Origin of the sequence: Brachybacterium sp. p3-SID1565 (assembly GCF_025143785.1) — a bacterium.
In the GTDB taxonomy this organism is placed as follows: domain Bacteria; phylum Actinomycetota; class Actinomycetes; order Actinomycetales; family Dermabacteraceae; genus Brachybacterium; species Brachybacterium epidermidis.
Genome location: NZ_JAMBDS010000004.1, coordinates 26,013 through 49,597 on the forward strand (window position 1 = coordinate 26,013; position 23,585 = coordinate 49,597).

Below are 23,585 nucleotides of genomic sequence, written 5' to 3' on the forward strand. Positions count from 1 at the left end.
CCCTCCCGGCTCATGAGGCCCTCCCCAGGATGGTCCCGGAGGGCACGAACGGCTCCTCGCGCGTGGAGGCGAGGATCTGCGCCAGGTGGATCGCGCGGGGAGCGGAGTCACCCGCGTGCTCCCGGTGCAGCTTCCCGCCGATGTTCATCAGGCACGAGGCGTCCCCGGCCACCACGTACTCCGCGCCGCTGGCCACCACGTTGGCGGCCTTGTCGGTGACCATCGCATCGGAGGTGGCGTCGTTCTTGACCGAGAAGGTGCCGCCGAAGCCGCAGCAGGTGTCCGACTGCGGCAGGTTCACCACCTCGATGCCCTCCACGGCGCGCAGCAGGCGCAGCGGGCGCGGGCCCACCTTCAGGATCCGCATCGAGTGGCAGGTGGGGTGGTAGGTCACCGTGTGCGGGAAGTACGCGCCCACATCGGTCACCTTGAGCACGTCCACCAGCAGCTCCGAGAGCTCGTAGGTCTTGGCGGCCACGGCCGCGGCGCGCTCCTCCAGCTCCGCATCGCCCTCGTGGCGGGCCACCAGGGGGTGCTGCTCGCGCACGCAGCCGGCGCAGGAGCCCGAGGGCATCACGATCGCGTCCACCTCCTCCAGCTGCGACTCGAAGGTGTCCACGAAGCTGCGCACCACCGGTGCGGCCTCCTTGTAGTACCCGGTGTTGGTGTGCATCTGGCCGCAGCAGGTCTGGCGGCGGTCGAAGACCACCTCGTGCCCCAGCCGCTCCAGGAGCATCACGGTGGACCGGGCCACGTCCGGGGTCATCACGTCCACCAGACAGGTGGGCATCAGGGAGATGCGCATGCGGTTCCTCCTCTAGATCTGGCCCCGGCGACGGGGCGTGGTCAGTGGCGCAGGCCGAGGGACTCGGCGGTGCGCTCGAGAGATTCGTGCGCGGCACGGGGGTCATCGCTCAGGCGTGTGCCCCAGCTGGGCACCATCGAGGTGATGGTGCCGCGCCAGGAGTCCACCCGGTCCGGGAACATCCCGGTGAGCATGTCCAGCAGGATGGTGGTGGAGGTGGAGGCGCCGGGGGAGGCGCCCAGCATGCCGCCGATGGAGCCGTCCGCGGAGGTGATCATCTGGGTGCCGAACTGCAGCACGCCGTGCTTGTCCGCGTCGGGGGCGATCACCTGGACGCGCTGTCCGGCGATGACGGGCTCCCAGTCCTCCGGACGGGCCTGCGGCATGTACTCGCGCAGCGCCTCGAAGCGCTGGCGGCCGGTGGCGGCCAGCTGCGAGGCCAGGTAGGTCATCAGGTCCAGGTTCGGCGGGGCCACGGCGAGCATCTGGGTGACGTTGGAGGGCTTGACCGAGGCGAACAGGTCGGTGTAGCGGCCGGTCTTGAGGAACTTCGGGGACCAGCCTGCGTACGGGCCGAACATCAGGGAGCGCTGCCCCTCGATGAAGCGTGTGTCCAGGTGGGGCACGCTCATCGGCGGGGCGCCCACAGCGGCCTTGCCGTACACCTTCGCGTCGTGACGCTCGATCACCTCGGGGTTGGTGCAGCGCAGCCACTGCCCGGAGATCGGGAAGCCGCCGAAGCCGCGGATCTCCTCGATCCCGGACTTCTGCAGCAGCGGCAGGGCCGCGCCTCCCGCGCCCACGAACACGAACGGGGCCCGGAACACCTTCACCTCGTTGCCGTCCACCGAGCGGGCCATCACACCCCAGTCCGAGCCCATGCGTCGCAGGTCCACGACCTCCCAGCCGGTGGCCACCGAGGTGCCCCGGCCGGAGGCCATGGTCAGCAGCTGGCGGGTGAGGGTCCCGAAGTCCACGTCTGTGCCGTCGGGGGAGCGGGTCACCGCAATGGTCTCGGTGACCGGGCGGCCCTCGGAGACCAGCGGGGCCCACTCCGCCAGGCGGGAGTGCTCGGTGCTGAACTCCATCCGGTCGAACAGCGGGTTCGCGGTCAGGGCCTGGTGGCGCCGGCGCAGGTAGTCCACGTTCTCGATGCCTCGCACGAAGCTCATGTGCGGCACCGAGCGGATGAAGGAGGCGGGATCGCCGATCCGGTCGTTCTCCACCAGGTAGGACCAGAACTGGCGGGAGACCTGGAACTGCTCGTTGATGTTGATCGCCTTGGCGGGGCTCACCGAGCCGTCCACGTCCTGCGGCGTGTAGTTCAGCTCGCACAGGGCGCTGTGGCCGGTGCCGGCGTTGTTCCAGCCGTCGGAGGACTCCTTGCCCACGCCATCGAGCTTCTCGACCACCTGGATGCTCCAGTCCGGCTCGAGCTCGGTCAGCAGCGCGGCCAGGGTGGCGCTGGCGATACCGCCGCCGATCAGCACCGCATCGGTGCGGGTGACGCTCATCGTCAGGTCAGCCATGTCTCCCCTTGTCCTCGGTTCCTCGCCCGCTGTCGGGCGGTCGTCGTTGTCACAAAGCGTAGTCCTCGCGGCCGGGCCGTGCTTCAGCCGCCTGCCGCGGCGGAGGCGCGGTCGAGCTCGTCCAGCAGGCGCTCGCCGCGGCGACCCAGCAGCGACACCGCGATGTCCACGGCCGTTCCCGCCCCCAGCAGCAGGCCCACCGGCCACAGCGCCCAGCACAGCAGCACCCACACCAGCAGCAGCAGGCCCAGACCCACCGACCGCAACGGCAGGGCGCCCGGTATCAGGAGCGAGATCCGCCAGCTCACCAGGAGGTCCTGGCGGCGCACCCGCGGGACCGCGGCGAGTGCGGATGCGCTGACGGTGGCCCAGAACAGGCTGATCACGGCCAGGCAGGCGAGGACCACCGTCATCGCCTGCCTGGCGGCACCCCCGCCCATGACGATCCACAGCATCATCAGGGCTCCGCCCTGCACCACCAGCAGCGGCAGCATGCGGGTGTTGGCACGCACGATCTGGGACCGGTAGGAGGCCCACATGGTGCGCCACACCGGTACACGGTCGCCCTCGCGGCCGGAGATGTAGGCATCGGCCGCGGCGCAGCTGGCCGGGGCCACTCCCAGCACCACCAGGCCCAGCAGCGTCAGCACCAGCCACGCCGCATTGACCCGCAGCACCAGGTAGACGCGCTCGAAGGCCTCGTTGAACCGGATCACCCAGACGGGGACGTGAGCGGGACCGCCCCCGTGGTCGGTGCGGCTCATCGGGTGGCCCCCGGCATCGCGGCCGACGGATGCGTCGCGCTGAGCGGTGACGTCACGCCCTGGGCGGTCGTCGCGCTCTGGGGTGAGGTCACGCTCCGGGGTGACGCCGCGCTGCGCGGTGTCATGGTGCACACCGGGGGCGGGGCGGATCGCTCCTGTTTCCTGGCCATCGGATCACCGTACCTGCCTGCTCCGCGCTGGCCTCCGCATGTCGGCGCAGGAAGTCCACGGCATGGTCGCCCACGGCATCGGTGAAGTACCGCAGCTCGGTGGTCATCGTCCGGTTCTTCCGGGGAGGTGAGGGTCCTGGCCGGTGGTGCGGGTCAGGGACAGGCGGGCCACGCCGTGCTCCGGGGTCGGCAGCGGATGCATGGCCCCGTCGAGCTCCACGACGTAGTCGTCAGCGGAGGGGTCGCCGGAGGGCAGGTGCACTGCCAGCTCGACCCGCTGCGGGGTCCAGCCCAGGTCCACCACCGCGCCCCCGCGGGCTCCCAGCCCGCGGGCACGCCCGGTGGACCAGGCCGCGGGCAGCGCGGGCAGCAGGGACAGCTCGCGGTGGCCGTCCTGCACGCGGTGGGACTGCAGCAGCATCTCGCAGACCCCGGCGAGAGCGCCGAAGTTGCCGTCGATCTGGAACGGGGGGTGGGCGCACAGCAGGGAGGAGTACACGCCGCCGCTGATGCCGCCGGTGACCGGATCGGTGCCGTCGGCATCCACCCGGTGCAGGGCCCGCTGCAGGAAGCGGTGCCCCAGCTCGGCATCCTCCAGCCGGGCGGCAAGGCAGATCCGCCAGGCCAGCGACCAGCCCGTGGACTCGAAGCCGCGCTCCACCAGGCTGGAGCGGGCGGCCTGGCCGAGGGCAGGATCGCGACGCGGGTCCAGGCCCGTCCCCGGGTACACGCCGATCAGGTGGGACTGGTGGCGGTGGTGGGGATCGAGGTCAGTCAGCTCGTCGTCGGACCACTCGGCGATCAGGCCGGAGGGCAGCACGCGCTCGCCGGGCAGGCGGGACAGCGCCGCCTCGGCCAGCTCCAGCAGCTCCTCCTCGACCTCCGTGGTGCGGGAGATCTCCAGCAGGTCCGTCAGCAGCTGGCGGATGATCGCCAGGTCGCTGGTGGTGGACACGTGCACCTCGCCCGCGGTGCCGTCCGGCAGCACGAACTGGTTCTCCGGTGAAGTCGAGGGAGCGGTGCCGAGCGTTCCGTCGGGCAGCTCGATCAGCAGGTCCAGCACGAAGCGTGCGGCGCCCTCGGCCAGCGCTGCCGCGGGCGACGGGCCCTCGGGGGTGAAGCGCAGCAGGTCCACCAGGGTGCTGGTCAGCCAGGCCCCGCCGAGCGGCCAGAACGACCACTGCGGGCGGTCCTGGCCGTCGCCGACCGGGGCGGCGAAGCCCCAGCGGTCCGAGTTGTGGTGGGCGGTCCAACCGCGGGCGCCGTACACCTCGCGCGCCACGCGCTCACCCTGCCGGGACAGCAGCTCGAGCCACGTGCGCAGGGCGGGCAGCACCTCGGGCAGCTGCCCGGGCCCGGAGGGCCAGTAGTTCATCTCCGTGTTGATGTTGATGGTGTAGTAGCTGAACCAGGGGGGAGCGGTCGACTCGTTCCAGATGCCCTGCAGGTTCAGCGGGGGACCCTCGCCCACTCCGCCGCTGATCAGCAGGTATCGGCCCATGTGGGCGAGCAGGGCCACCAGGTCCGGCCCGTCGGCGTGCTCGGGATCGGCTCGCAGATCGTCCAGGCGCTGCGCCGTGGTGGGCATGGCCGCCGGGGAGCGATCGCGGTACGGGGAGGGGGTGGGGCCGGAAGGGGCGGCCAGGTCCAGGTCGACCCGCTTGTAGAGCTCGCGGTGCGCCTCCTCCGCCCGAGTGGCGAGCTCGGCATGACCGAGGGGGGCGAGGCGGTGGAGATGATCCAGCACCTCCGCCTCCAGAGCAGCGGCATCGGGCACCCGCAGGGTGCCGTCGGCGGCGAACTGGGTGGCCGAGACCAGCCGCAGCTCGACCCAGGTGGCACCGTGCACCCGGATCGACGGGTCGGGAGCGGTGAGGTCCGCGCTGGCCGTGCCGTCGCTGCGCAGCTCGAGGGCCCAGCTCGCATGGACCGACTCTGTGAACGATCCGGGTGTGCGCACGGCGTCGTCCCCGCCTGCATCGGGATCCACGCTCGCACCCACCCGCAGCGCTCCCACCAGCACCACGGCACCGGGGTGGGAGGCGGTGCGTGCGGCCACGGACTGCTCGTGCGGGGAGGACACGCTGAGAGCCAGATCGGTGGGGGAGCCGAGCGCGCGCCGGTCCAGCAGCACGTCATCGGCCATGCTCACGCCGGTGACGGCACGCAGCTGCTCGGCGATGGTGATGGCCCAGCCGTTGCGCAGATCCAGCATCCGCGCCGAGGGAGCGGGCGGGGAGCCGCCCGTGGAGCGGTGGATCCGCAGGTCCAGGAACGGCTGGTACATCTGCGCGTTCCCGGACTGGGTGCGCCGGGTGGCGGCATCGGCGGCCTGCACGTCACCGCGCAGTGCGGCCTCGCGGGCCTCGAGCACCGCGGCGGCCGCCCCGCCGGGCAGGGAGCGCGGATCGGGCCTGCCCTGCCATACGCCGGCATCGTTGACCTGGAGCCGATCCTGCTGGGGATCGCCGAACACCATGGCCCCCAGGTGCCCGTTGCCGATGGGGTAGGCGTCGGTCCAGTCGCGTGCCGGTGTGCGGTCCAGCAAGTGATGGCGTGGATCAAGTCGCATGCACCCAAGACTACCGATGTCTGCTTCGGAATCGTCTGGCATCAGCCCAGTACGGGCGAGTACGGCATGCCTGCGGCTCGCGAATTGACCCGACATCTGTGAGGATGGGGGCATGAGCCGCGACACCCCTGTCTCCTCCACCGAGTCCCGTCCTGCCGGGCCCGCCGCCCCCGTCTCGCTGATCGCGCCCACGCCCGAGCAGCTGGCCTGGCAGCAGGCCGGACTGGGCGTGTTCTTCCACGTCGGGGTGAACACCTTCGGTGGGGTCGAGTGGAGCGACGGCACCATCCCCGCCGCGGACTTCGCTCCCAGCGAGCTCGATGCCGATCAGTGGGTGCGCACCGCCAAGGATCTCGGGGCGGCCTACGTGGTGCTGACGGCCAAGCACCACGACGGGTTCTGCCTGTGGCCCACCGCCACCACCGACTACTCCGTGGCCTCCTCCCCGTTCCGTGACGGCCAGGGCGATGTGGTGCGCGAGGTGGCCGACGCCTGCCGCCGCCACGGGGTGGGCCTGGGCCTGTACCTGTCCCCCTGGGATCGCAACGCCCCCCAGTACGAGGACCCGCAGGCGTACGACGAGTTCTACCTGGCCCAGCTGAGTGAGCTGTGCACGAACTACGGCGAGCTGGTGGAGCTGTGGTTCGACGGGGCCGGGTCCGCGGGGCGCGAGTACGCCTGGGACCGCATCCGCGCCCTGATCGACGAGCTGCAGCCCGGGGCGATGGTGTTCAACATGGGGCCGGCCACGATCCGCTGGGTGGGCAACGAGGACGGCCTGGCCGCCGATCCCTGCTGGTACGTGACCAGCAGCGCGGACCTGAACAACTACGACGAGGACACCGTGAGCTTCGGGCAGGAGCGCTACCTCCCGCCCGAGTGCGACGTGTCCATCCGCACCGGGTGGTTCTGGCACGCCGATCAGGAGCCGAAGTCCCTCGAGCACCTGCTGGCCATCCACGACCGCTCCATCGGCCTGGGGGCCAACCTGCTGCTGAACCTGCCGCCGGACCGGCGGGGACTGATCGACCAGAGGGACGTGGAGCGCTGCCGCGAGCTGCGCGACGCGCTGGATGCCCGCTTCGGCGACCCGCAGCAGGTCCCCCTGCGCGCCCGCTCCGAGGACGGCACCGTCTGGGAGGCCACCACCGATGGCCCGGTCATGGTCCAGCACCTCGAACTGCGCGAGGACATCAGCACTGGGCAGCGCGTGCACACCCATCGCGTGCTGGACGAGTCGGGCGCGGTGATCGCCCAGGGCGGCACCATCGGCGTGCGCCGCCTCCACCGGCTCGAGACACCGGTGGAGGTGAGCCGTCTGCGCATCGAGTGCACCGGCGAGCAGCCTCGCCTCAGTGCCCTGCACCTCCATGCCCCCTCCGAGGCCCCGGTGCCGCGCCTGCCGCTGGACTTCGAGGCCTCGCGGGAACGCCCCGACGCCTGAGTGGAGAGGGCCTCCGCGCGTGAGCCGGGAGGGCTTCCACGGGTGAGCCGGGGGCCTCCGCGCGTGAGCCGAAAGGGCCTCCACGCCTGAGCCGGGAGGGCCTCGACGTGCGCTCTTCGGGCTTGGTGGAGCACCAGGCGCGGGTGAAGGTGAAGCAGGAGTCCCAGGGGCAGGGCAAAGGGGCCACGTTCTCGCGGCACAGGGACCGGGAGCCCTCGCGGTTAAGAGGCCCTGCCCACCCTGGTCGCCATGCGCGAGGAGGGGCTGGTGCGCGCCATCGGCGTCGGCTCCAAGGACAGTGCGGTGCTCACCCGCGCCGTGCGCACCGGCCTGCTGGACCTGGTGATGGTCTCGTGGAGGTACACCCTGCTGGAGCAGCCCGCCGCCGAGGAACTGCTCCCGGCCTGCCAGCACCATGACGTGGCCGTGGTGGCCGTCAGCGTGTTCAACTCCGGGATCCTGGCGAGGCCCGAACCGCCGGACGATGCCACCTACGAGTACGGCCAGGCGCCCGTGGCCATGCTCGAGCGGGCCCGTGAGATCGCCGCGATCGCCGGTGATCACGGGGTCGAGCTGCCCGATCTCGCGATCCAGTTCCCCCTACTGCACCCGGCGATCCGGTCCGTGGTGCTGGGGATGCGAACCGCCGCCCAGGTGCGGTCGAACATCGAACGGATGAGCACCCCCGTCCCGCCCGAGGTGTGGGAGCAGATCGATGTCCGCTGAGGGGCCCGGAACGGGGACGCCGGCGCCCGGGCACCGCCCTGGGCGGGCGATCACCGATGCACACCTGCACCTGTGGGACCTCGAGGCGAGCGCCTACGCATGGACGCACCGGGCACCGGCCCTGCAGCGCACGGGAGCCTGGGAGCAGGTGGGCCCGGCGCTCGCCGCCCTGGGCGCCACCCGGGTGGTGTTGGTGCACGCCGACGACACCCCCGGGGACACCGCCCACATGCAGCGCACCGCAGAACGGATCGAGGCAGGCACCGCCCAGGTCCCGGCCATGCGCGCGGACGTGGTGGCCTGGCTCCCGCTGGAGAACCCCGCCCAGGTGGAGCACCTGCTGGGCGATGCAGCGTTCATGCAGCGCGTGGTGGGCGTGCGGCACCTGGTGCACGACGAACCCGATGCGGGGTTCCTGGAGCGCCCCGCCGTGGCGGACTCCCTGCACCTCGTCTCACGTGCGGGCCTGGCACTGGATGTCCCCGACGCGTTCGCGCGTCACATGGATCAGGTGGTGCGCCTGGCACATGCCCACCCGGAGCTGACCCTGGTGCTGGACCACCTCGGCAAGCCGCCACTGGGCGATGCACCCGCGATGGACCGCTGGCGCGCCGCGCTGGCGCGGATCGCCGCCTGCGAGCGCACGGTCGCCAAGGTCTCGGGCCTGGCCACCAGCGGGGACGGCGCACTCGAGCAGGCCGTGGACGTGGCACTGGAGCAGTTCGGCCCCGCGCGGCTGATGTTCGGCAGCGACTGGCCGATCGCCCCGACGCCCTTCGACCTGGGATCCGGCACCAGCGGACTGCTGGAGCGACTGGGGCAGGAGAGCGAGGCCGACCAGCGGCAGATCCTGCATGGCACAGCTGCCCGCGTGTACACCAGGGCAGGACAGGCGCGGGGCTGACCCCTGATCTCAGACGACCGGCACCGGCGCAGACGAGTCAGTGTCGTCCCCGGCCTGCGCCCCACGGATCACCCAGGCCTCCACTCCGGCCACGTGAGCGGCCGCGTAGACCTTCGCCAGATCCGCCCTGCCCTCCCGCATGGCGCTGATGATCCGATGGTGCTCCTCCAGCGTGCGCCCCACCGAGGCGCCCTCGGTGAGACCGCGCCACAGCCGGGCCCGGGCGGTGGCACTGGCGAACCCGTCCAGCAGCGAGACCAGGTAGGCGTTGCCGCAGCGAGAGTTGATGTGGTGGTGGAAGGCGATGTCGGCCTCCACCAGCTCGCCCACGGGGGAGTCCGGCCCCAGGGGCGCCATCAGCTCCTCCAGGTACTGGTAGTCCGCCTCCTCCAGGTGCGCGCATGCCTTCTCCACCGCGGTGGGCTCCAGCAGGCGGCGCACCTCCATGATGTGCAGCACCTCCGCGTCCTGGTGGAGGTCCAGCACGAAGCCGAGAGCCTCGATCAGCAGCTCGGGTTCGAGCGAGGTCACGTAGGTGCCGTCCCCCTGCCTGACGGAGAGGACCTGGATCACCGACAGCGCCTTGACGGCCTCCCGCAGGGAGTTGCGGCTCACCCCGATCCGCTCGGAGAGCTGCTTCTCCGGGGGGAGCCTGTCGCCGGGCTTCAGCTCACCGTCGATGATCATGCTCTTGATCGCCGAGATCGCCTTGTCGGTCACCGCCATCTGGCTCATGTCAACCTGCTCTCCTGGGTCGTGCACCGACTGCTGTGCTGCACATCGCGGGTGGTCATCGGGGATCCTCAGCGGGGGCGGGCTCGAAGTCCCTGCATGCCGCCGTCCACCGCGACGGAGGTCCCGGTGGTGGAGGTGTTCAGGGGGGAGGCCAGGAACACCACGGTCTCGGCCACCTCCTCGGGGGTGACCATGCGCCCGGTGGGCTGGCGCGCGTCCAGCGCCTTGCGCTCGGCCACCGGATCCGGGAACTTCTGCAGCATGCGGTCCACGAACTCGGTGGCGACGGTGCCGGGGTTCACGCAGTTCACGCGGATCGCATCGCCCAGGTGATCGGTGGCCATCGCCATGGTCATCGCCTGCACGGCGCCCTTGGTCGCCGAGTACAGCACGCGCTCCTGCAGGCCCGCGGTGGCGGCGATCGAGGACATGTTCACGATCGAGGCGCATCCGGACCGGCGCAGGTGCGGCAGGGCGGCCGCGCTCACCCGCGCGATCGCGGTCACGTTGATGGACAGCACCCGAGCCCATTCCTCGTCGTCGTTGGCGGTCACATCGCCCACCGCGCTGATGCCAGCGTTATTGACGACCACGTCGATGCCGCCCAGCTGCTGCGCGCACTCGGCGACGGCCTGCTCCACCTGAGCCCGGTCAGCGATGTCGGCCCTCACGCGCACGGAGCCCTCCGGCGCGCCGGAGGGATCGAGGTCGATCACGGCGACCTTCGCGCCCAGGGCCAGGAACCGCGCGCTGGTGGCGCAGCCGATGCCGGAGCCGCCACCGGTGACCACCACCGCGAGACCGCGGTAGGGATCGGTGAAGGAGATGCTGTCGTCGGTCGGGGTGCGGGTCATGTGCGGATCCTTCGTGCGGGCGGCCGTCAGGGCGGGGAGAGCGGGGGGGGCGAGCGGTCAGGCGTCGCGGAAGGTCTGGCGCTGGGCTCCGAGCTGATCGATCTCCAGCTCCACCACGTCGCCGGACCGCAAGTAGGGGGTGCCGGGCAGGCCCAGCGCCACGCCTGCCGGGGTGCCGGTGTTGATCACGTCCCCGGGGTAGAGCGTCATGAACTCGCTGAGGTAGCGCACCACCTCGGCCACCGGGAAGATCTGGTTCGCCGTGGTGCCGTCCTGGTGGCGCTTGCCGTTGACGCTCAGGCGCAGGCCCAGGTCCTGCACGTCCGCGATCTCATCGGCGGTGACCAGCCAGGGGCCCAGCGGGTTGAAGGTCTCGCAGTTCTTGCCCTTGTCCCAGGTGCCGCCCCGCTCGAGCTGGTACTCGCGCTCGGAGACGTCGTGGGAGAGCACGTAGCCGGCAACGGCCCTCATCGCCTCCTCCTCGCTGTCGGTGCGGCGCAGGGTCGAGCCGATCACCACACCGAGCTCCACCTCCCAGTCGGTCTTGCGCGAGCCGCGGGGGATCAGCACGTCGTCGTCGGGCCCCACCACGGTGTCCGCGGCCTTCATGAACACGATCGGCTCCGCAGGGATCTCCGCGTTCGTCTCCGCGGCGTGGTCGCGGTAGTTCAGGCCGATGCACAGGATCTTCCCGGGGGTCAGCGGGGCACCCCGGCGCTCGGCCCCCAGGGCGGTGAGCTCGGGCAGATCACCGGCGGCCAGGGCGGCGCGGGTGCGGGCGATGCCGTCGGCCTCGAGGAATGCGCGGTCCACCACGCGTGCCTCGCCGATCAGGGGGCGCAGGTCGAAGGTGCGATCACCGTCGATCACCGCGGCGCTCTCGCTGCCGTGCGGGCCGTATGCCAGGAACTTCACGTGGGTCCTCCCATGTCTGTGTGAGGGCGACGCTACCAGGAGACATCGGATGTATGGGACGGGTTCGGTGAAGGTGTCGTCGCTGGGCCGGGATCCGTGCTGATCGAGGTTGCGCCCATCTGGGCCCGGGGCGGGCGGGCATGGGGAGCAAATCTGCTCGTGACCAGCACGAACGCCGCAGGCCCGCGGGCGCTACGGTGTTCGAAGGCTCTGGCCACGTCGACCGGGTGCTGCGGGGGATCCGACGGTGGGAGGGGGGTCCCAACGCTCGGGGACCGGGTGGCCGGGAGCGCTCTGGGTGTTCACGATGGTCTTGCGGGACCGCAGCATCAGCAGCAGGCCCACCACGAACCCCGGTGAACAGGTCGTAGAGGTCCGCTGCGGTGCGCGAGCGCACGTCACCGGCGAGGTGCTCGGCCAGCAGGCCGAGCGTGAACGGCGCATGATCGGTGCGCAGCAGCGTCAATACGCCCTGGTCCGCGAACAGGGCACGGTTCTCGAGCGGGCGGGAGAGACCTGACACGGGTGCTCCATCCTCGTCACGATCGGTGTTTCCTGCGGCTGCGGAGTGCTGCGGCGGGACGCCGGGCCCAGCCTGCGGAGCAGGGCCGATGGATGGGTGGGGCTGGTGGCGCGTGCAGGTCGTGGGCCCCGTCGGATGCTCATCTTCTATAGACACTTGCAATAAATAGCAGCATCAACTGTAGAATCTAAGCATGTATGTCTCGAGGTTCCTAGAGCGACCGATCACCCGAGCGATCGAGCAGTCGCCCGTCGTCATCGTCGAGGGCGCCCGCGCGGTCGGCAAGACGAGTCTCATGACCCATCTGAGAGATCAGGGGGTCCTGGCAGTCACGCCGTCACTCGTGGATGAGACAACCCTGCATGCGGCTCGCACCGACCCGGTGGGCTGGATCGGGTCATTGCCGCAGCCTTTCGCTGTCGATGAGGCCCAGCGCGCGCCTGACCTGCCCATGGCGATCAAGTCGATGCTCGATGCCGATCCCACGTCGGTCCGATGCGTGCTCACTGGGTCAGCATCGCTGGGACTCTCGGGACTGGACGGGTCGGACCCTCTGGCGCGACGGTCGGTGCGGTACACGCTTGAGCCGTTGAGCGAGGCCGAACTGCTGGAGGACACTACTGCCGGGGCATGGTCAGTAGTGGATGAACTGGTTCGCGGTGAGCCGGTCGGGAACTGGGGTGATCCTGTGGACGATCGCCGTTCCACCATGACGCAGGGCGGTCTCCCGTTCTACAGGCTCGGAACAGGTGCTCTGGGGCGTCCGACGGCCAGGCGCGTGCGGGACGACATGAGGGCGGTGCTGTCGGAGTCCGTGCTGCCGGATGAGCGCATGGACGAGAGGGTCGCGATGGAGGTGCTCCAGCGTCTCCTCCGCGAGCCGGCCGCGCTCGCGAACGTCTCCAAGATCGCCTCCGACGTGGGTGTCACCGCCCCGACGATCAACAGGTATCTCGACATCCTCGAGCGGCGGTTCCTCCTCACCGAGCTTCCCAATCTCACGCGGAGCCCGCGGCGGACGCCGCGTTCGACGGCCAAGCTGTATCCCGCCGACATCGCGTTGAGCGTGTTCGCATCCCCCGATGCGGTCCACGACCTCTCCGACCGGTTTCGCGGCGGTGTGTTCGAGGCGCTCGTGGCCCAGCAGCTGCGAGCGCATATGGGCTGGTCCGATCTCGGGGAAGAACTTCTGCACTGGCGCGAGAACGTGAGCGGCCGCACCGTCGAGGTGGATCTTGTGATCCGTGTGGCCGACGGATCCCTCCTCCCGATCGAGGTGAAGTCCGGGACGTCCGTCTCGGACAAGCAGCTCACCGGGATCCGTCGCTTCCGGGAGCAGCACCCGCGCAGCGCTGAGCGGGCATTCATCGTCTATGGCGGTGCGACAACGGTCCGTCTGGGCGAGTCGATCTGGGCGGTCCCGCTCGGCGCGCTGTGCGACCGGTCCGCCTGGGTGAGGTCGGGGCGTGACTCCCGCGGAGCTGACGGGAAGAAATTACACATGGACGAAAGGATGACCATGAACCAGGGCACTGTCCCCGAACTCCCCGAGGCGCGGGTGTTCATCAGCTATGCCCACGCCGATCAGAACGGGCGGTACACGGGGGATCTGCGCGGGTTCGCCCAGGACATCGTCGACACGATGGCCAACGTGCATGATCGCGCCGTCCAGACGTTCATCGACGTCGAACAAGGAACCTGGGGCGAGGATCTCTGGAGGCGACTCGAGGGCGAGGAATCCCTGGCCGACTTCATGATCCCGTTCATCACGCCTGCCTATCTGAGGAGCGACGGCTGCCGGCGCGAGTACCTACACTTCATGGCACAGCGGGACGCCGCCGCCGAGCGGTCGACTCTCCTGCCGCTCATCTGGCTCGAGCCGCGCGGGCTATTCGAGCCGGGCAGCGCGGACCCGATCAAGCAGGATCTGTTCGATCATCGAGGAGTCCGGGTAGGAGACGCGCATAATGCGGACCCCGACAGCGCCGCGTATCGGCGAGTGCTGAAGGAGGTCACCGACCGGCTGGCCGACGTGCTCGACGCCACCGCGAAGTCAGTACATGGAGAGACCGACGGCGCGGGCGAGGAGACTGGCGGGATCGTCGAAGATCAACCCGCTCTCGACGATCTCCTGGCCGCGATCGAACGGTCGACGCCCGAGCTCGTCGCCGACTTCGAAGCCTTCGTCGGGGACTTCGAGGAGTTCGGAAGGGCCATGCGGACTGCCATGGTGAAGCCGGCCGCTGCAGCGGTGACCCCTGTGCAGGCGCAAGCGTACTTCACGCGTGTGGCGAACGAGCTCGGGGGCAGGAGCGGGGCACTGCTGGGCAGTGCGAATGCCGCCTCGACGTCCTGGCGGGAGTACACCGCATTGCTGCACCGCACGATAGGGGTGTCTGCGGAGCTGGATGCCGGGCTGCTGCCCGAGGAGCTGGTGGAGCCGCTGCGTGAACTGGCGGAGGAGATCCCTGCCTCCGATATCGCGGACTTGCAGAGCATTGCCTTGCAGATGGGGAGGATGTCGCGTTCGCTCCGTCCCGCTTCCGAGGCGCTGCTCGTCGCCGTGAGGACCTTCCGTGACCTGGCGGAGGGTGCTGACCTGGTGGAGGTGGCGTGGAGCCGTGTGAAGGAAGGGTAAGCTCACTGCCCTGCAGTCGACAGGGGAAGGTGTCGACTACGCCCTGTGCGGCGGGCCCGCATCCGCGTCTTCCCAGAGGTGCGGCCTGCTGAGCCCTTCTCCGTCCTCAAGCTGTTGATCGAGCTCGTCGAGCAGCTTCTGCTTCCGGATCGAACGGAACAGCGGGCGCCAGCAGCGCTCCCAGACCAGTTGATGCGCTGCAGGGTCAGGGCACATGATGAGCGCCAGCACCGGCAGGCGAGTCCGAAGGTCCTCGGTCGAGACGCCTGATGAGGTGACCAGGGCGTCGAGGACGCGTGCGACCACAGCTGTGACCGCGCTACGCAGGATGACGTCATCCAGGCGGGCCACCAGACCGCGGCGATCCGCTTCGGCACCTGGAACGAGGCTCTGAAGGCTGCAGGGATCGGCACGGACACGGGCGCACCGCGCAGCTCCTTCAGCGATGAGGACCTCTGGGCAGCTGTCCTCTCCGCCGTGCAGGCCCCGGACGGCGGCACCACCTTCCGAGCCGTCGAGGAATGGCTCGCCCGGCATCCTGCCGCTCCGTCCGGCGCACTCATCCGGCAGCGACTGTGCAGGCATCGCGGAGGCAGCTGGATCGAGGCCGTCAGCACGGTCCTCGCCGTACTCCACGATCCCGAGGGCTTCGACCCCGCCTGGGTCGAAGCGGTCACCGCTCCGCGCGACTGGGAGCAACCGGCCGACGAGACCAACCCTCTCGATCACGAGCGCGCGGCGATCGATGCTCTGGGCCCGCGGATCACAACCGTCCGGTACACAGCCTGGGCCCGCATCGCGGGGTGCCCCACGATGGCGACTTTGCAGCGCAGGACCGGGAAGCTCTGGTCCGAACTGCTGACCGAGGCAGGCGGCACCCCCAACGCGTCGAAGATCAAGAACCGCAGCCGCGCCGAGGTGGGGGAGTACATGACTCGTTTCCTTGCCGAGCACCCCGGCGGCAGCACAGCCGACTACGGCACCTGGTCGCGAGAGAACGCGGCCCCGTCCCGCTCGACCGTCGTCGACCGCTTCGGTTCCTGGAGCGCTGCGGTCGACGCATGTCGGCACTGACGAAAGCTTCGCTTCACGCGCTGTGACGCTCATCGACTGTCCGCCCCTTGTGTCACGCTCGTCGTGAACCCCTGAACTGAGTGAGACAGCCACGTCGAAGACCACGGTCGAGCGGGCGTAAGAGCCGCCGGTGGGAGCGACGGAGGCCCCCCCGCGGCGGCCACCTCGAGCCCGACCTGCACGGTGAGCATCGCCTGCCCCTGCACGTGCCCGAGCAGGCGCGCACTTGTCGGCGCCGGAGTCAGCAGACTGCCGGGACCCCGTCGGTCGTCGTCGGCGCCTCGGCGGCGGTGCGCGTTTGCTGGCGGCGGTGCACGGCGAAGGACCAGCCGGCGATGCCGAGTCCGGCGATCGCGAGGGCCACGCCCGTCCAGGCCGGGGCGAGCAGGCCCCAGCCGGCGGCGAGCACGGCCGCGCCGAGCGCCGCGCCGAGGGAGTTGCCGATGTTCAGCGCCGAGTGGTGCAGGGCCGCGGCGAGCGAGGGGGCATCCGGCGAGGCATCGAGCAGGAACAGCTGCAGCGAGGGCCCCATGAGCTGCGAGGTGATCGCGAGGGCGAGCAGCAGGATCATCCCGGCGATCGCGTTCTCGGCCACGAGGGCGAAGACCGCGAGGCTCACCGTCATGCCGATCAGGCCGGCGAAGATCGTGCCGTAGAGGCTGCGGTCCGCGGCGCGCCCCGCGAGGACGTTCCCGATCGTCATGCCGACGCCGAACACGAACAGCGCCACCGGCACCGCCCGTTCGCCGAGCCCCATCACCCCGGGCACGATCTCGCCGATGTAGCTGTACACCGCGAACATGCCGCCGAACCCGATCGAGCCGATGCCGAGCGCGAACCACACCTGCGCTCGGCGCAGCGCCCGCAGCTCACCGCGGATCGAGCCGGTGACCCCGGCGCCCTCGGGCTCGGGCACCAGTCGCCAGATCGCGATCGTGCTGAGGGCAGCGACGACCACGACGATCACGTAGGCGGAGCGCCAGCCGACGACTTGCCCGAAGGCGGTGGAGGCGGGCACGCCCAGCATCGTCGCGATCGTCAGCCCCAGCATCACCAGCGAGACGGAGCGGGCGCGCCGTCCGGGCGGGGAGAGGCGCGCCGCGACCAGCGAGGCGACGCCGAAGAACGCGCCGTGGGGGAGGCCCGCGACGAAGCGGGCGGGGGCCAGCGCAGAGAACGTCGGCGCCATGGCGGAGAGCAGATTGCCCAGTCCGATCAGCGCGATGAGCAGCACCAGCAGCTTCGCGCGCGGCATATTCACCGCCGCGATCGTCACCAGCGGCGCGCCGATCACGACGCCCAGCGCGTACAGGGTGATGAGCATCCCGGCCTGCGGGGTGGAGACCTCCAGGTCCCGCGCTATCTGCGGCAGGAGCCCCATCGAGGCGAACTCGGTGGTGCCGATCGCGAAGGCGCCGAGCGCCATCGCGAGGATCACCAGGCGCAGGCGTCCGGGGGAGAGCGGCGCCTGGGGAGCGTGCGGCTGCGTCATCGGGGGACCTCCAGCGGCGGGACGGGCGGGGATTCGCTGCCGACGCTGGAAGCGGAGGGGGACCCGTCGATCCTAAGGGCGGGGGAGGGACAGGGGCCAGGGCGGGGTGAGCGATGGAACGGGGCCGGGCAGAATTGCTCCATGGCACGCACGACCACGTCCTGAATCCCGACGGGGAGCACATCTTCGTCTCCTGCATGGACTGGCCCGGACGGTCGGTCCATCGCGTTCGTGGACTATCCCGTGGACGGGCTGCACGGCTGAGAGGGCGCTCGGCCTGCTCCGGCCGCTGCTGTGCAGACTCCCCGGACCTCTCGCCGTGCCTCCCGGCACCCTGCTCGGTGCCGGTCGCAGCCGCCCGGCCCCCACTCCGTCCCCATGCTGCGAACCCATCGTGAACGGGGCGCCCGCCACGCGGCGAACGCCCCGTCCTGGACGGCGTGCGGGCCGGGGAGGCCCGGAGCGAGCTCAGCGCTGCGAGGCCTCCGCGATGCGGCCGGTGTTCTGGGCCGTGCGAACGGTCGCGACCGCGAACTCGAGCCCGAGACGCATCGCGATCAGCGCGATCACCGAGGGGATCCAGCCGAACAGGATCGAGAGGATCAGCGGGACCGGGCTGAAGCTCGGCTCACCGAAATAGCTGTTCATGCTTCCCCACGCGAACCCGAACACGATCCCGCTGACGATGTTGCTCAGCCACATCAGCGCCGCGACGACGAACGCGAGGACATAGAGGAACGACGAGAACTTCACGGTGATGAAGTGCTCGAACTTGAAGTCGAACAGCGTCTTGAAGAAGCCCGCCTCGCCGAAGCGGCCATCCCCGGAGGCGCTCCCGGAGGGGCCGCCGCCGACGGCGTGCGGCGCCGCCGCGGGGCTCTGCGTGGAGCCCCAGGCCTGCTCCTGGGCTGCTGGCTGCGGGGCCGACGGCGCGCTCTGCGCCCCCCAGGCGTCCTGCTGACCCGGCGCTGCGGCAGACTGCTGGCCATAGGGGTCCGAGGACGGGGCGGCGTAGGGATCGGCCCCCTGCTCGGCACCGTGTGCGGAGGGGGCCTGGTCCTGGACGCCGAATCCGCTGCTCGTCGGCTCAGGCGCAGAGCCCTGTCCGTACTGCGGACCCAGCGGGTTGCTGCCCTCGGGCGGCTGCGACATGGTGCGACTCCTTCTGCGAGATCTGATGGACGAGGAGGAGCTCGGCGGCGTCCCCGCGCCGCCGTTCCCACCCCGAGGCTCACCGTACCCGCGGGCGATGGCGATGGGGAGGCGTCTGCGGAGCGGAGCCGGCCCTGGCACTTTGACCGGAGGATGATCGCGGCCCCCGCCGAATGGCACCGCGAGCGGATGGGAAGCTCGTCGGGCCGACTGCGCCATGGCGATCATGGCCGACGGCGTCCGGCCGCTCAACCGCACCCTGCAGCAGCTGCTCAGCCCGAAGACCGCAGGCTTCGCCGCGGTCAGCTCCGTCGCGGGACTGCTCAGCGTGCCGTCGTCGCCCGCTCGATGATCTCCCGCATCCGCGCCGCAGCCTGCGCCAGGCCTCCTGCATCACGGGCACGCTCGTGGACGTCTCCGGCGGGAAGCTGGCGACGCAGATCCCGGCGGTTGCGCACGGGAGGTGAGGGGGCGCCGTCTCACCAGATCGTGATGTGCCTGCGGAGTTCGTCGGCGAAGTCCGGGACGCCCGAACGGGCTAATGCGCCAAGGACGGAATCGACGGTGCGCGGGGGGCGCGACGACGATTCGACCATGGTGTGAACGGCGTGGGTGACGTGGCCGGGAGCCAAGTCGAGCTGATCGAGCAGGAACTGGTCCGGGTGGACGGCCTCGACGCCCCAGGGCTCGAGCGAAGACGGTGAGAAGTCCTTGAGGTTGAAGGTGACGATCGTGTGAACCTGGGCGGTGATCGCGCAGGCGAGAACATGTCGATCCTTCGGAGCGTTCGTCAGGAGATGCTCGAACCGCTCGTGATCTCGCACTTCCGCGAAACGGAAGGCCCTGTCCATCGCCTGCACCCGGCGCGCGGCGGCCTCGGCAGATACTCCCAGCTTGCCCACCATCGTGCGTTCGACTTCGCCGAGGATCGTGGCCGACCAGCGCACGCCGAACGAACCGGTCTCGGCGATGCGGAGCAACGTGTCGCACAGGGTGATCGGTACGAGCGTGCATGCATCCAGGACGACGGTGAACATGCAACAGCTCAGCGGGTACTCGGCGGCGGGCCGTCCAGCAGGTCGTAGAGGCCGTCCTCCACTGCCTGGTCCTGCATCTCATCGAGCGCGTCTGCGCGGTTCTGCCGCAGTGAGTCCTGGAAGTCGAGGACATCCTGCAGGCGGACGCGTCGGTGACGCCCACGCATCTCGAACGCCAGCTCGCCCGACTCGAGCAGCTTGACGAAGGTGGGGCGGGAGATGTTGAGGAGATCTGCTGCTTCCTGGGTGGTGAGCAGTCGGTGATGCGGGACCACCGTCACTCCCTGCCCCTGTGCGAGATGGCCGACGATCTGTTCGAAGGCATCCGCCACGTCGGCGGGCAGCTCGAACCGCTGTCCGTTGGCGTTGATGAGCGCCGGCTGCGCAGTGATCTCGGTACCCCGGTCGCGAAGGGCGGAGACGAGGTCGAGCAGTCGACCCTGTTCGTCTTCTCTGGGCAGATAGGTCTCAGGGGCGGGGTGTCGTGCAGTGTTCATGGAGTCTCCTGAAGTCGCTCTGCCATCGTAGTCGAAAGAAACGAAAGGCAACAGGCGCGCGCGTCGAGCAGGGCAAGCGGATCGTGTCCGTCTGCCCGTACGTCGCGCGCTGAGCCCGCGGCCACGACGACTTCGCGGACTCCGTGGACCGGGTGAAGTCCGTGCACCTCGAGGCCGTGCGCGCCGCGAACGCCGAGGCCGACGGCACGGCATCCTGAGCTGATCAGCCGTCCGCGCCTCTCACCGCCCGAGAAGGCCGCTGTCGTCGGGCCCGCCCAGCATGCGACGTTCGGAGATTATTACGCTGTCGAGGGGGTCGCGACGGCCCCGAACACCGCAGCGTGCTCGGAGCACCAGACGTGAAGGAGCAGCCAGATATGCGCACACCGAGGAACCAGCGATCGGCCGAGGCCGTCGAGGCCTTCACCCGGATCATGGGGCGCAAGCACGTGCTCACCTCGGCGCGTGCCACCGCGCCGTTCACCACGGGTGACCGCTTCGGCGCCGGTGAGGTGCTCGCCGTGCTGCGGCCCGGCTCGCTGGTGGACATGTGGCGGGCACTGCAGGTATGCGTGGACCACGATCTGATCGTCATCACGCAGGCCGCGAACACGGGGCTCACCGGCGGCTCCGGCCCCGGCGACCAGGACTACGACCGCGACATCGTCATCCTCTCCACGCTGCGGATCGACGGGATCCACCTCATCAACGATGCCCGCGAGGCGATCAGCCTGGCCGGCGCCACCCTGTTCTCGCTCGAGGAGAAGCTCGCCGCGCACGGCCGCGAGCCTCACTCGGTGATCGGCTCGAGCTCCATCGGCGCGACCGTCGTCGGCGGCATCGCGAACAACTCCGGCGGCTCCCAGATGCGCAAGGGCCCCGCCTACACGGAGCAGGCGATCTTCGCCCGCGTCGATGAGGACGGCCGGATCCACCTGGTGAACCACCTCGGGATCGATCTCGGCACCGATCCCACGCACATCCTCGACCGGCTCGAGCGCGGGGACTGGGACGCCGCCGACGTCACCCCGCCGCCGCCCGACTCCACCGGCACCGACTACGCGGACCACGTGCGACAGCTGGCCGACACCCCGGCCCGCTTCAACGCCGACCCGACCTTCCTCCACGAGGCCTCCGGCAGCGCCGGCAAGATCATGGTGTTCGCCGTGCGCACCCGCACCTTCCCGCTCGAGAAGGACAAGGCCACCTTCTACATCGGCACCGACCGCCCCTCCGATCTCGAGGCGCTGCGCCGTGAGTTCCTCGCCGCCGACGGCCCGCTGCCGATCTCGGGCGAGTACATGAGCGCGCATGCCTTCGACCTCGCGACCGAGTACGGCAAGGACACCTACGTCTCGCTCAAGCACGCCGGCTCCCGCACCCTGGTGCGCATGTTCGCGCTGAAGGGCTGGGCCAACGGCGTGTTCGCGAAGCTGCCCGGCTTCGGGCCCTCCACCGCCGATGCGATCTCCCAGAAGCTCTTCTCCCTGGTGCCGGAGAAGATCCCGTCCCGGCTCACCGACTACCGCGACCGCTTCGACCATCACCTGCTGCTGGTGGTCAGCGGCAGCGAGCGCGCGGCGACCGCCCAGCTGCTCCGCGAGTTCTTCGCCGGCCCCGAGCACGAGGGCGACTTCTTCGAGTGCGACGCCGACGAGGCCCAGAGCGCGACCCTGATCCGCTTCGGCGTCGCCAGCGCCGCGAGCCGCTACTACGTCATGCACCGCGCCGAGGCCTCGGCGATGGTCACCTTCGATGTGGCCCTGCGCCGGGACGAGGAGGACTGGCTGGAGCGCCTGCCCGAGGAGATCGCGGACCAGCTGCTCGAGAGCGCCTACTTCGGCCATTTCTTCTGCCACGTCCTGCACCAGGATCATGTGGCGAAGAAGGGCGTGGACCCGGTCGCGTTGAAGAAGCGGATGACGCAGCTGCTGGTGGACCGCGGCGCTGCGGTCCCCGCCGAGCACAACTTCGGCCGGATCTACCCGGCCCCCGAGCAGTTGGTCGCCCACTACCGTGAGCTCGACCCGCTGAACATGTTCAACGCCGGGGTGGGGGAGACGTCGGCGAAGAAGGGGTGGGACTGAGGCCCCGTCGGCCCTGGGCGCCTCATCCCGCGGCGATGCCCGCGGGCCGCTCCCTCGGGGCGTCCTGCCTGATCCGCGCGCGAATGGCCTCCTCCGTCGCCTCCTGGGCATCGACGGCTTCGAGGACCGTGTCCAGGGACCTCGCGGGCAGCACGATCACCCCGTCCGTGTCGCCGACGACGATGTCGCCGGGGTTGCAGACGACATTGCCGCATGCGACCGGGTATCCGACCGCGCCAGGTCCGTGCTTCGCGGGGCCGGCGGGGCTGATGCCCCGGGCGAAGACCGGGAGCCCGAGCTGGTCGATGGTGTCGACGTCCCTCACCGCGCCGTCGATGACGACGCCGGTCACCCCCTTGTGGAGGCAGATCTCGGCGAGGATGTCCCCGAAGACGGACCGGTTGATCTCCGCATTGGCGTTGATCACCAGCACGTCTCCCGGCCGGGCCGCATCCAGGGCGGCATGGATCGCCAGATTGTCGCCTTCCCAGGTGAGGACCGGGAGGACCGATCCGACGATCCGTCGCTGGCGGGTCACCGGGCGCAGCGCCGCCGCCATCATGCCGAGGCGCCTGCGGGTGTCGCCGATGAGCGCGACCGGGATGTCCGCCAGGCGCTGCACCTGCTCGTCGGGCAGGCGCTCCCAGGGCGCGGACATATCGATGGTGCTCGCATCTGCAGCGATGAACATTTCAGGCCTCCGGGGTCGTGGGCTCGTTGACGGGGTGGGCAGGAGTGCGCCCGGCGAGGACCGCCTCGATGTCGCTGAGCGCCGTCGCTCCGACGGCGGCGAGCGACTGCGCGGTCTGACCGGCGATGTGCGGGGTCACGAGGAGATGGGGGACCTCCGCAGGAGGGCGCCCCCCGACTTCGACCGGACCGGATGCTGATTCCGCGGCGAGGACGTCCAGAGCAGCTCCGGCGATCGTCCCGGCGTCGAGAGCCTCCACGAGGGCGCGCTCGTCCACGAGCCCGGCGCGCGAGGTGTTCACCAGGACCGCATCGGTGCGCATGCGCTCCAGCTCCTCCGCGCCGATCAGGTTCCTCGTGGAATCGGTGAGGGGCACGTGCATGCTGATGAGCTGGGACTCGAGGAGGAGCGTGTCCAGCCCGACCGTGCGCGCGTCGCCCTCCGCGCCCTCCGCGGGCAGATAGGGGTCGCTTACCAGCACGCGCATCCCGAAGGCGCTCGCGATGGCCGCGACCCTCCGGCCGATGTTCCCGTAGCCGATGATCCCCAGGGTCGCTCCGCTCAGCTCCTCGCCGACGAGATGCGACTTCTCCCGCGGCCATCCGGTGTCGGAGACCTCCCGGTGCGCCGTGGCGATGTGGCGCCTCAGCGCGAGACCCAGCGCGAAGACGTGCTCGGCGACGGCGTTCGTGTTCCCGGCGGGCACGTAGGTGACCTGGACGCCGGCGGCGGTGGCCGCGTCGACGTCGACGGTGTCGACGCCGACCCCGTGACGGGCGATCACGCGGAGCACCGGCGAGGCCGCGATCCGGTCGGCGCGGAAGGGTTCGCTCCGCGGCATCACCGCCTCGATCCGCTCGGCGACGCTCTCGTAGGGCACGGCCTGCGGACCGAATCCTCGGTGCACCACGTGCCGTCGCTCCATGTCCTCCAGCACGGAGGGGTGGATGGGTTCGGGAACGTAGATCTCGGCCAC

General features: G+C 70.4%; 22 protein-coding genes. 8 read left to right on the forward strand and 14 right to left on the reverse strand.

The annotated features are described in order from the left end of the window. Positions 1 to 10 precede the first annotated feature (10 nt). The 4 genes from M4D54_RS01800 to M4D54_RS01815 all read right to left on the reverse strand — a co-directional run bounded on the left by M4D54_RS01800 (position 11) and on the right by M4D54_RS01815 (position 5,840). Complete coding sequence (locus tag M4D54_RS01800) at positions 11 to 805, reverse strand: (Fe-S)-binding protein (protein WP_193866046.1); 795 nt, start codon at positions 803 to 805, stop codon at positions 11 to 13. A 41-nt stretch (positions 806 to 846) separates the two neighbouring features. Continuing rightward, on the reverse strand, positions 847 to 2,334 hold the full coding sequence (locus tag M4D54_RS01805; RefSeq protein WP_193866045.1) for a malate:quinone oxidoreductase: 1,488 nt from the start codon (positions 2,332 to 2,334) through the stop codon (positions 847 to 849). An 83-nt stretch (positions 2,335 to 2,417) separates the two neighbouring features. Beyond that, a complete protein-coding gene (locus M4D54_RS01810) occupies positions 2,418 to 3,230 on the reverse strand; it encodes a DUF624 domain-containing protein (RefSeq protein ID WP_193866044.1) in 813 nt (270 codons plus the stop codon). Between the two features lie 141 nt (positions 3,231 to 3,371). Next, entirely contained in the window at positions 3,372 to 5,840 is a 2,469-nt protein-coding gene (locus M4D54_RS01815) for a glycoside hydrolase family 95 protein (protein WP_259889914.1), read from the reverse strand. Positions 5,841 to 5,952: 112 nt separating this feature from the next. Between M4D54_RS01815 and M4D54_RS01820 the strand changes: the two genes are divergently transcribed. The 3 genes from M4D54_RS01820 to M4D54_RS01830 all read left to right on the forward strand — a co-directional run bounded on the left by M4D54_RS01820 (position 5,953) and on the right by M4D54_RS01830 (position 8,914). Continuing rightward, positions 5,953 to 7,284 carry an alpha-L-fucosidase gene (locus tag M4D54_RS01820; RefSeq protein WP_193866042.1) on the forward strand — a complete coding sequence of 444 codons (1,332 nt, stop codon included), beginning with the start codon at positions 5,953 to 5,955 and terminating at the stop codon, positions 7,282 to 7,284. A 249-nt stretch (positions 7,285 to 7,533) separates the two neighbouring features. Next, positions 7,534 to 8,010 (forward strand): aldo/keto reductase, encoded by a 477-nt coding sequence (locus tag M4D54_RS01825; RefSeq protein WP_193866041.1) that lies wholly within the window; start codon positions 7,534 to 7,536, stop codon positions 8,008 to 8,010. After that, positions 8,000 to 8,914 (forward strand): amidohydrolase, encoded by a 915-nt coding sequence (locus M4D54_RS01830; RefSeq protein ID WP_193866040.1) that lies wholly within the window; start codon positions 8,000 to 8,002, stop codon positions 8,912 to 8,914. Before M4D54_RS01825 ends, M4D54_RS01830 begins: the two co-directional genes overlap by 11 nt. Before the next feature lie 9 nt (positions 8,915 to 8,923). Here the strand turns inward: M4D54_RS01830 and M4D54_RS01835 are convergent, their stop codons facing one another. The 3 genes from M4D54_RS01835 to M4D54_RS01845 form a co-directional block, all read right to left on the reverse strand. Further along, positions 8,924 to 9,640, reverse strand: coding sequence for a FadR/GntR family transcriptional regulator (locus tag M4D54_RS01835; protein ID WP_193866073.1), 717 nt, complete (start codon positions 9,638 to 9,640; stop codon positions 8,924 to 8,926). A gap of 77 nt (positions 9,641 to 9,717) precedes the next feature. Further along, the gene (locus M4D54_RS01840) at positions 9,718 to 10,503 is read right to left on the reverse strand and encodes an SDR family NAD(P)-dependent oxidoreductase (protein ID WP_193866039.1); all 786 of its coding nucleotides are present in this window, start codon (positions 10,501 to 10,503) and stop codon (positions 9,718 to 9,720) included. A gap of 57 nt (positions 10,504 to 10,560) precedes the next feature. Beyond that, positions 10,561 to 11,418, reverse strand: coding sequence for a fumarylacetoacetate hydrolase family protein (locus M4D54_RS01845; RefSeq protein WP_259889915.1), 858 nt, complete (start codon positions 11,416 to 11,418; stop codon positions 10,561 to 10,563). Positions 11,419 to 11,716: 298 nt separating this feature from the next. On the opposite strand from M4D54_RS01845, the gene M4D54_RS01850 reads away from it, so the two are divergent. Next, positions 11,717 to 11,938, forward strand: a complete 222-nt coding sequence (locus M4D54_RS01850; RefSeq protein ID WP_193866037.1) for a hypothetical protein — start codon at positions 11,717 to 11,719, stop codon at positions 11,936 to 11,938. A gap of 196 nt (positions 11,939 to 12,134) precedes the next feature. After that, positions 12,135 to 14,579 carry a DUF4143 domain-containing protein gene (locus M4D54_RS01855; RefSeq protein ID WP_193866036.1) on the forward strand — a complete coding sequence of 815 codons (2,445 nt, stop codon included), beginning with the start codon at positions 12,135 to 12,137 and terminating at the stop codon, positions 14,577 to 14,579. Positions 14,580 to 14,615: 36 nt separating this feature from the next. On the opposite strand, the gene M4D54_RS01860 is transcribed toward M4D54_RS01855, so the two are convergent. Then, complete coding sequence (locus M4D54_RS01860) at positions 14,616 to 14,930, reverse strand: hypothetical protein (RefSeq protein ID WP_193866035.1); 315 nt, start codon at positions 14,928 to 14,930, stop codon at positions 14,616 to 14,618. Between the two features lie 126 nt (positions 14,931 to 15,056). Between M4D54_RS01860 and M4D54_RS01865 the strand changes: the two genes are divergently transcribed. After that, positions 15,057 to 15,653 carry a hypothetical protein gene (locus M4D54_RS01865; protein ID WP_193866034.1) on the forward strand — a complete coding sequence of 199 codons (597 nt, stop codon included), beginning with the start codon at positions 15,057 to 15,059 and terminating at the stop codon, positions 15,651 to 15,653. Between the two features lie 241 nt (positions 15,654 to 15,894). Here M4D54_RS01865 and M4D54_RS01870 read toward each other — a convergent pair whose 3' ends face one another. Continuing rightward, positions 15,895 to 17,145: an MFS transporter gene (locus tag M4D54_RS01870; RefSeq protein WP_259889917.1), complete on the reverse strand. Its 1,251-nt coding sequence runs from the start codon at positions 17,143 to 17,145 to the stop codon at positions 15,895 to 15,897. A 468-nt stretch (positions 17,146 to 17,613) separates the two neighbouring features. Further along, entirely contained in the window at positions 17,614 to 18,297 is a 684-nt protein-coding gene (locus M4D54_RS01875; RefSeq protein WP_193866033.1) for a DUF4282 domain-containing protein, read from the reverse strand. A 217-nt stretch (positions 18,298 to 18,514) separates the two neighbouring features. Between M4D54_RS01875 and M4D54_RS01880 the strand changes: the two genes are divergently transcribed. Further along, positions 18,515 to 18,649, forward strand: a complete 135-nt coding sequence (locus tag M4D54_RS01880) for a hypothetical protein (protein WP_259889919.1) — start codon at positions 18,515 to 18,517, stop codon at positions 18,647 to 18,649. Positions 18,650 to 18,776: 127 nt separating this feature from the next. Here the strand turns inward: M4D54_RS01880 and M4D54_RS01885 are convergent, their stop codons facing one another. Both M4D54_RS01885 and M4D54_RS01890 read right to left on the reverse strand, forming a co-directional pair. Continuing rightward, positions 18,777 to 19,334, reverse strand: a complete 558-nt coding sequence (locus tag M4D54_RS01885) for a PIN domain-containing protein (protein WP_259889923.1) — start codon at positions 19,332 to 19,334, stop codon at positions 18,777 to 18,779. Between the two features lie 8 nt (positions 19,335 to 19,342). Then, a complete protein-coding gene (locus tag M4D54_RS01890; protein WP_193866031.1) occupies positions 19,343 to 19,831 on the reverse strand; it encodes a helix-turn-helix domain-containing protein in 489 nt (162 codons plus the stop codon). Between the two features lie 377 nt (positions 19,832 to 20,208). Between M4D54_RS01890 and dld the strand changes: the two genes are divergently transcribed. Then, positions 20,209 to 21,918, forward strand: coding sequence for a D-lactate dehydrogenase (dld, locus tag M4D54_RS01895; RefSeq protein ID WP_193866030.1), 1,710 nt, complete (start codon positions 20,209 to 20,211; stop codon positions 21,916 to 21,918). Positions 21,919 to 21,940: 22 nt separating this feature from the next. On the opposite strand, the gene M4D54_RS01900 is transcribed toward dld, so the two are convergent. Beyond that, complete coding sequence (locus tag M4D54_RS01900; protein ID WP_193866029.1) at positions 21,941 to 22,609, reverse strand: RraA family protein; 669 nt, start codon at positions 22,607 to 22,609, stop codon at positions 21,941 to 21,943. A 1-nt stretch (position 22,610) separates the two neighbouring features. Next, positions 22,611 to 23,585 carry a hydroxyacid dehydrogenase gene (locus tag M4D54_RS01905; protein WP_193866028.1) on the reverse strand — a complete coding sequence of 325 codons (975 nt, stop codon included), beginning with the start codon at positions 23,583 to 23,585 and terminating at the stop codon, positions 22,611 to 22,613.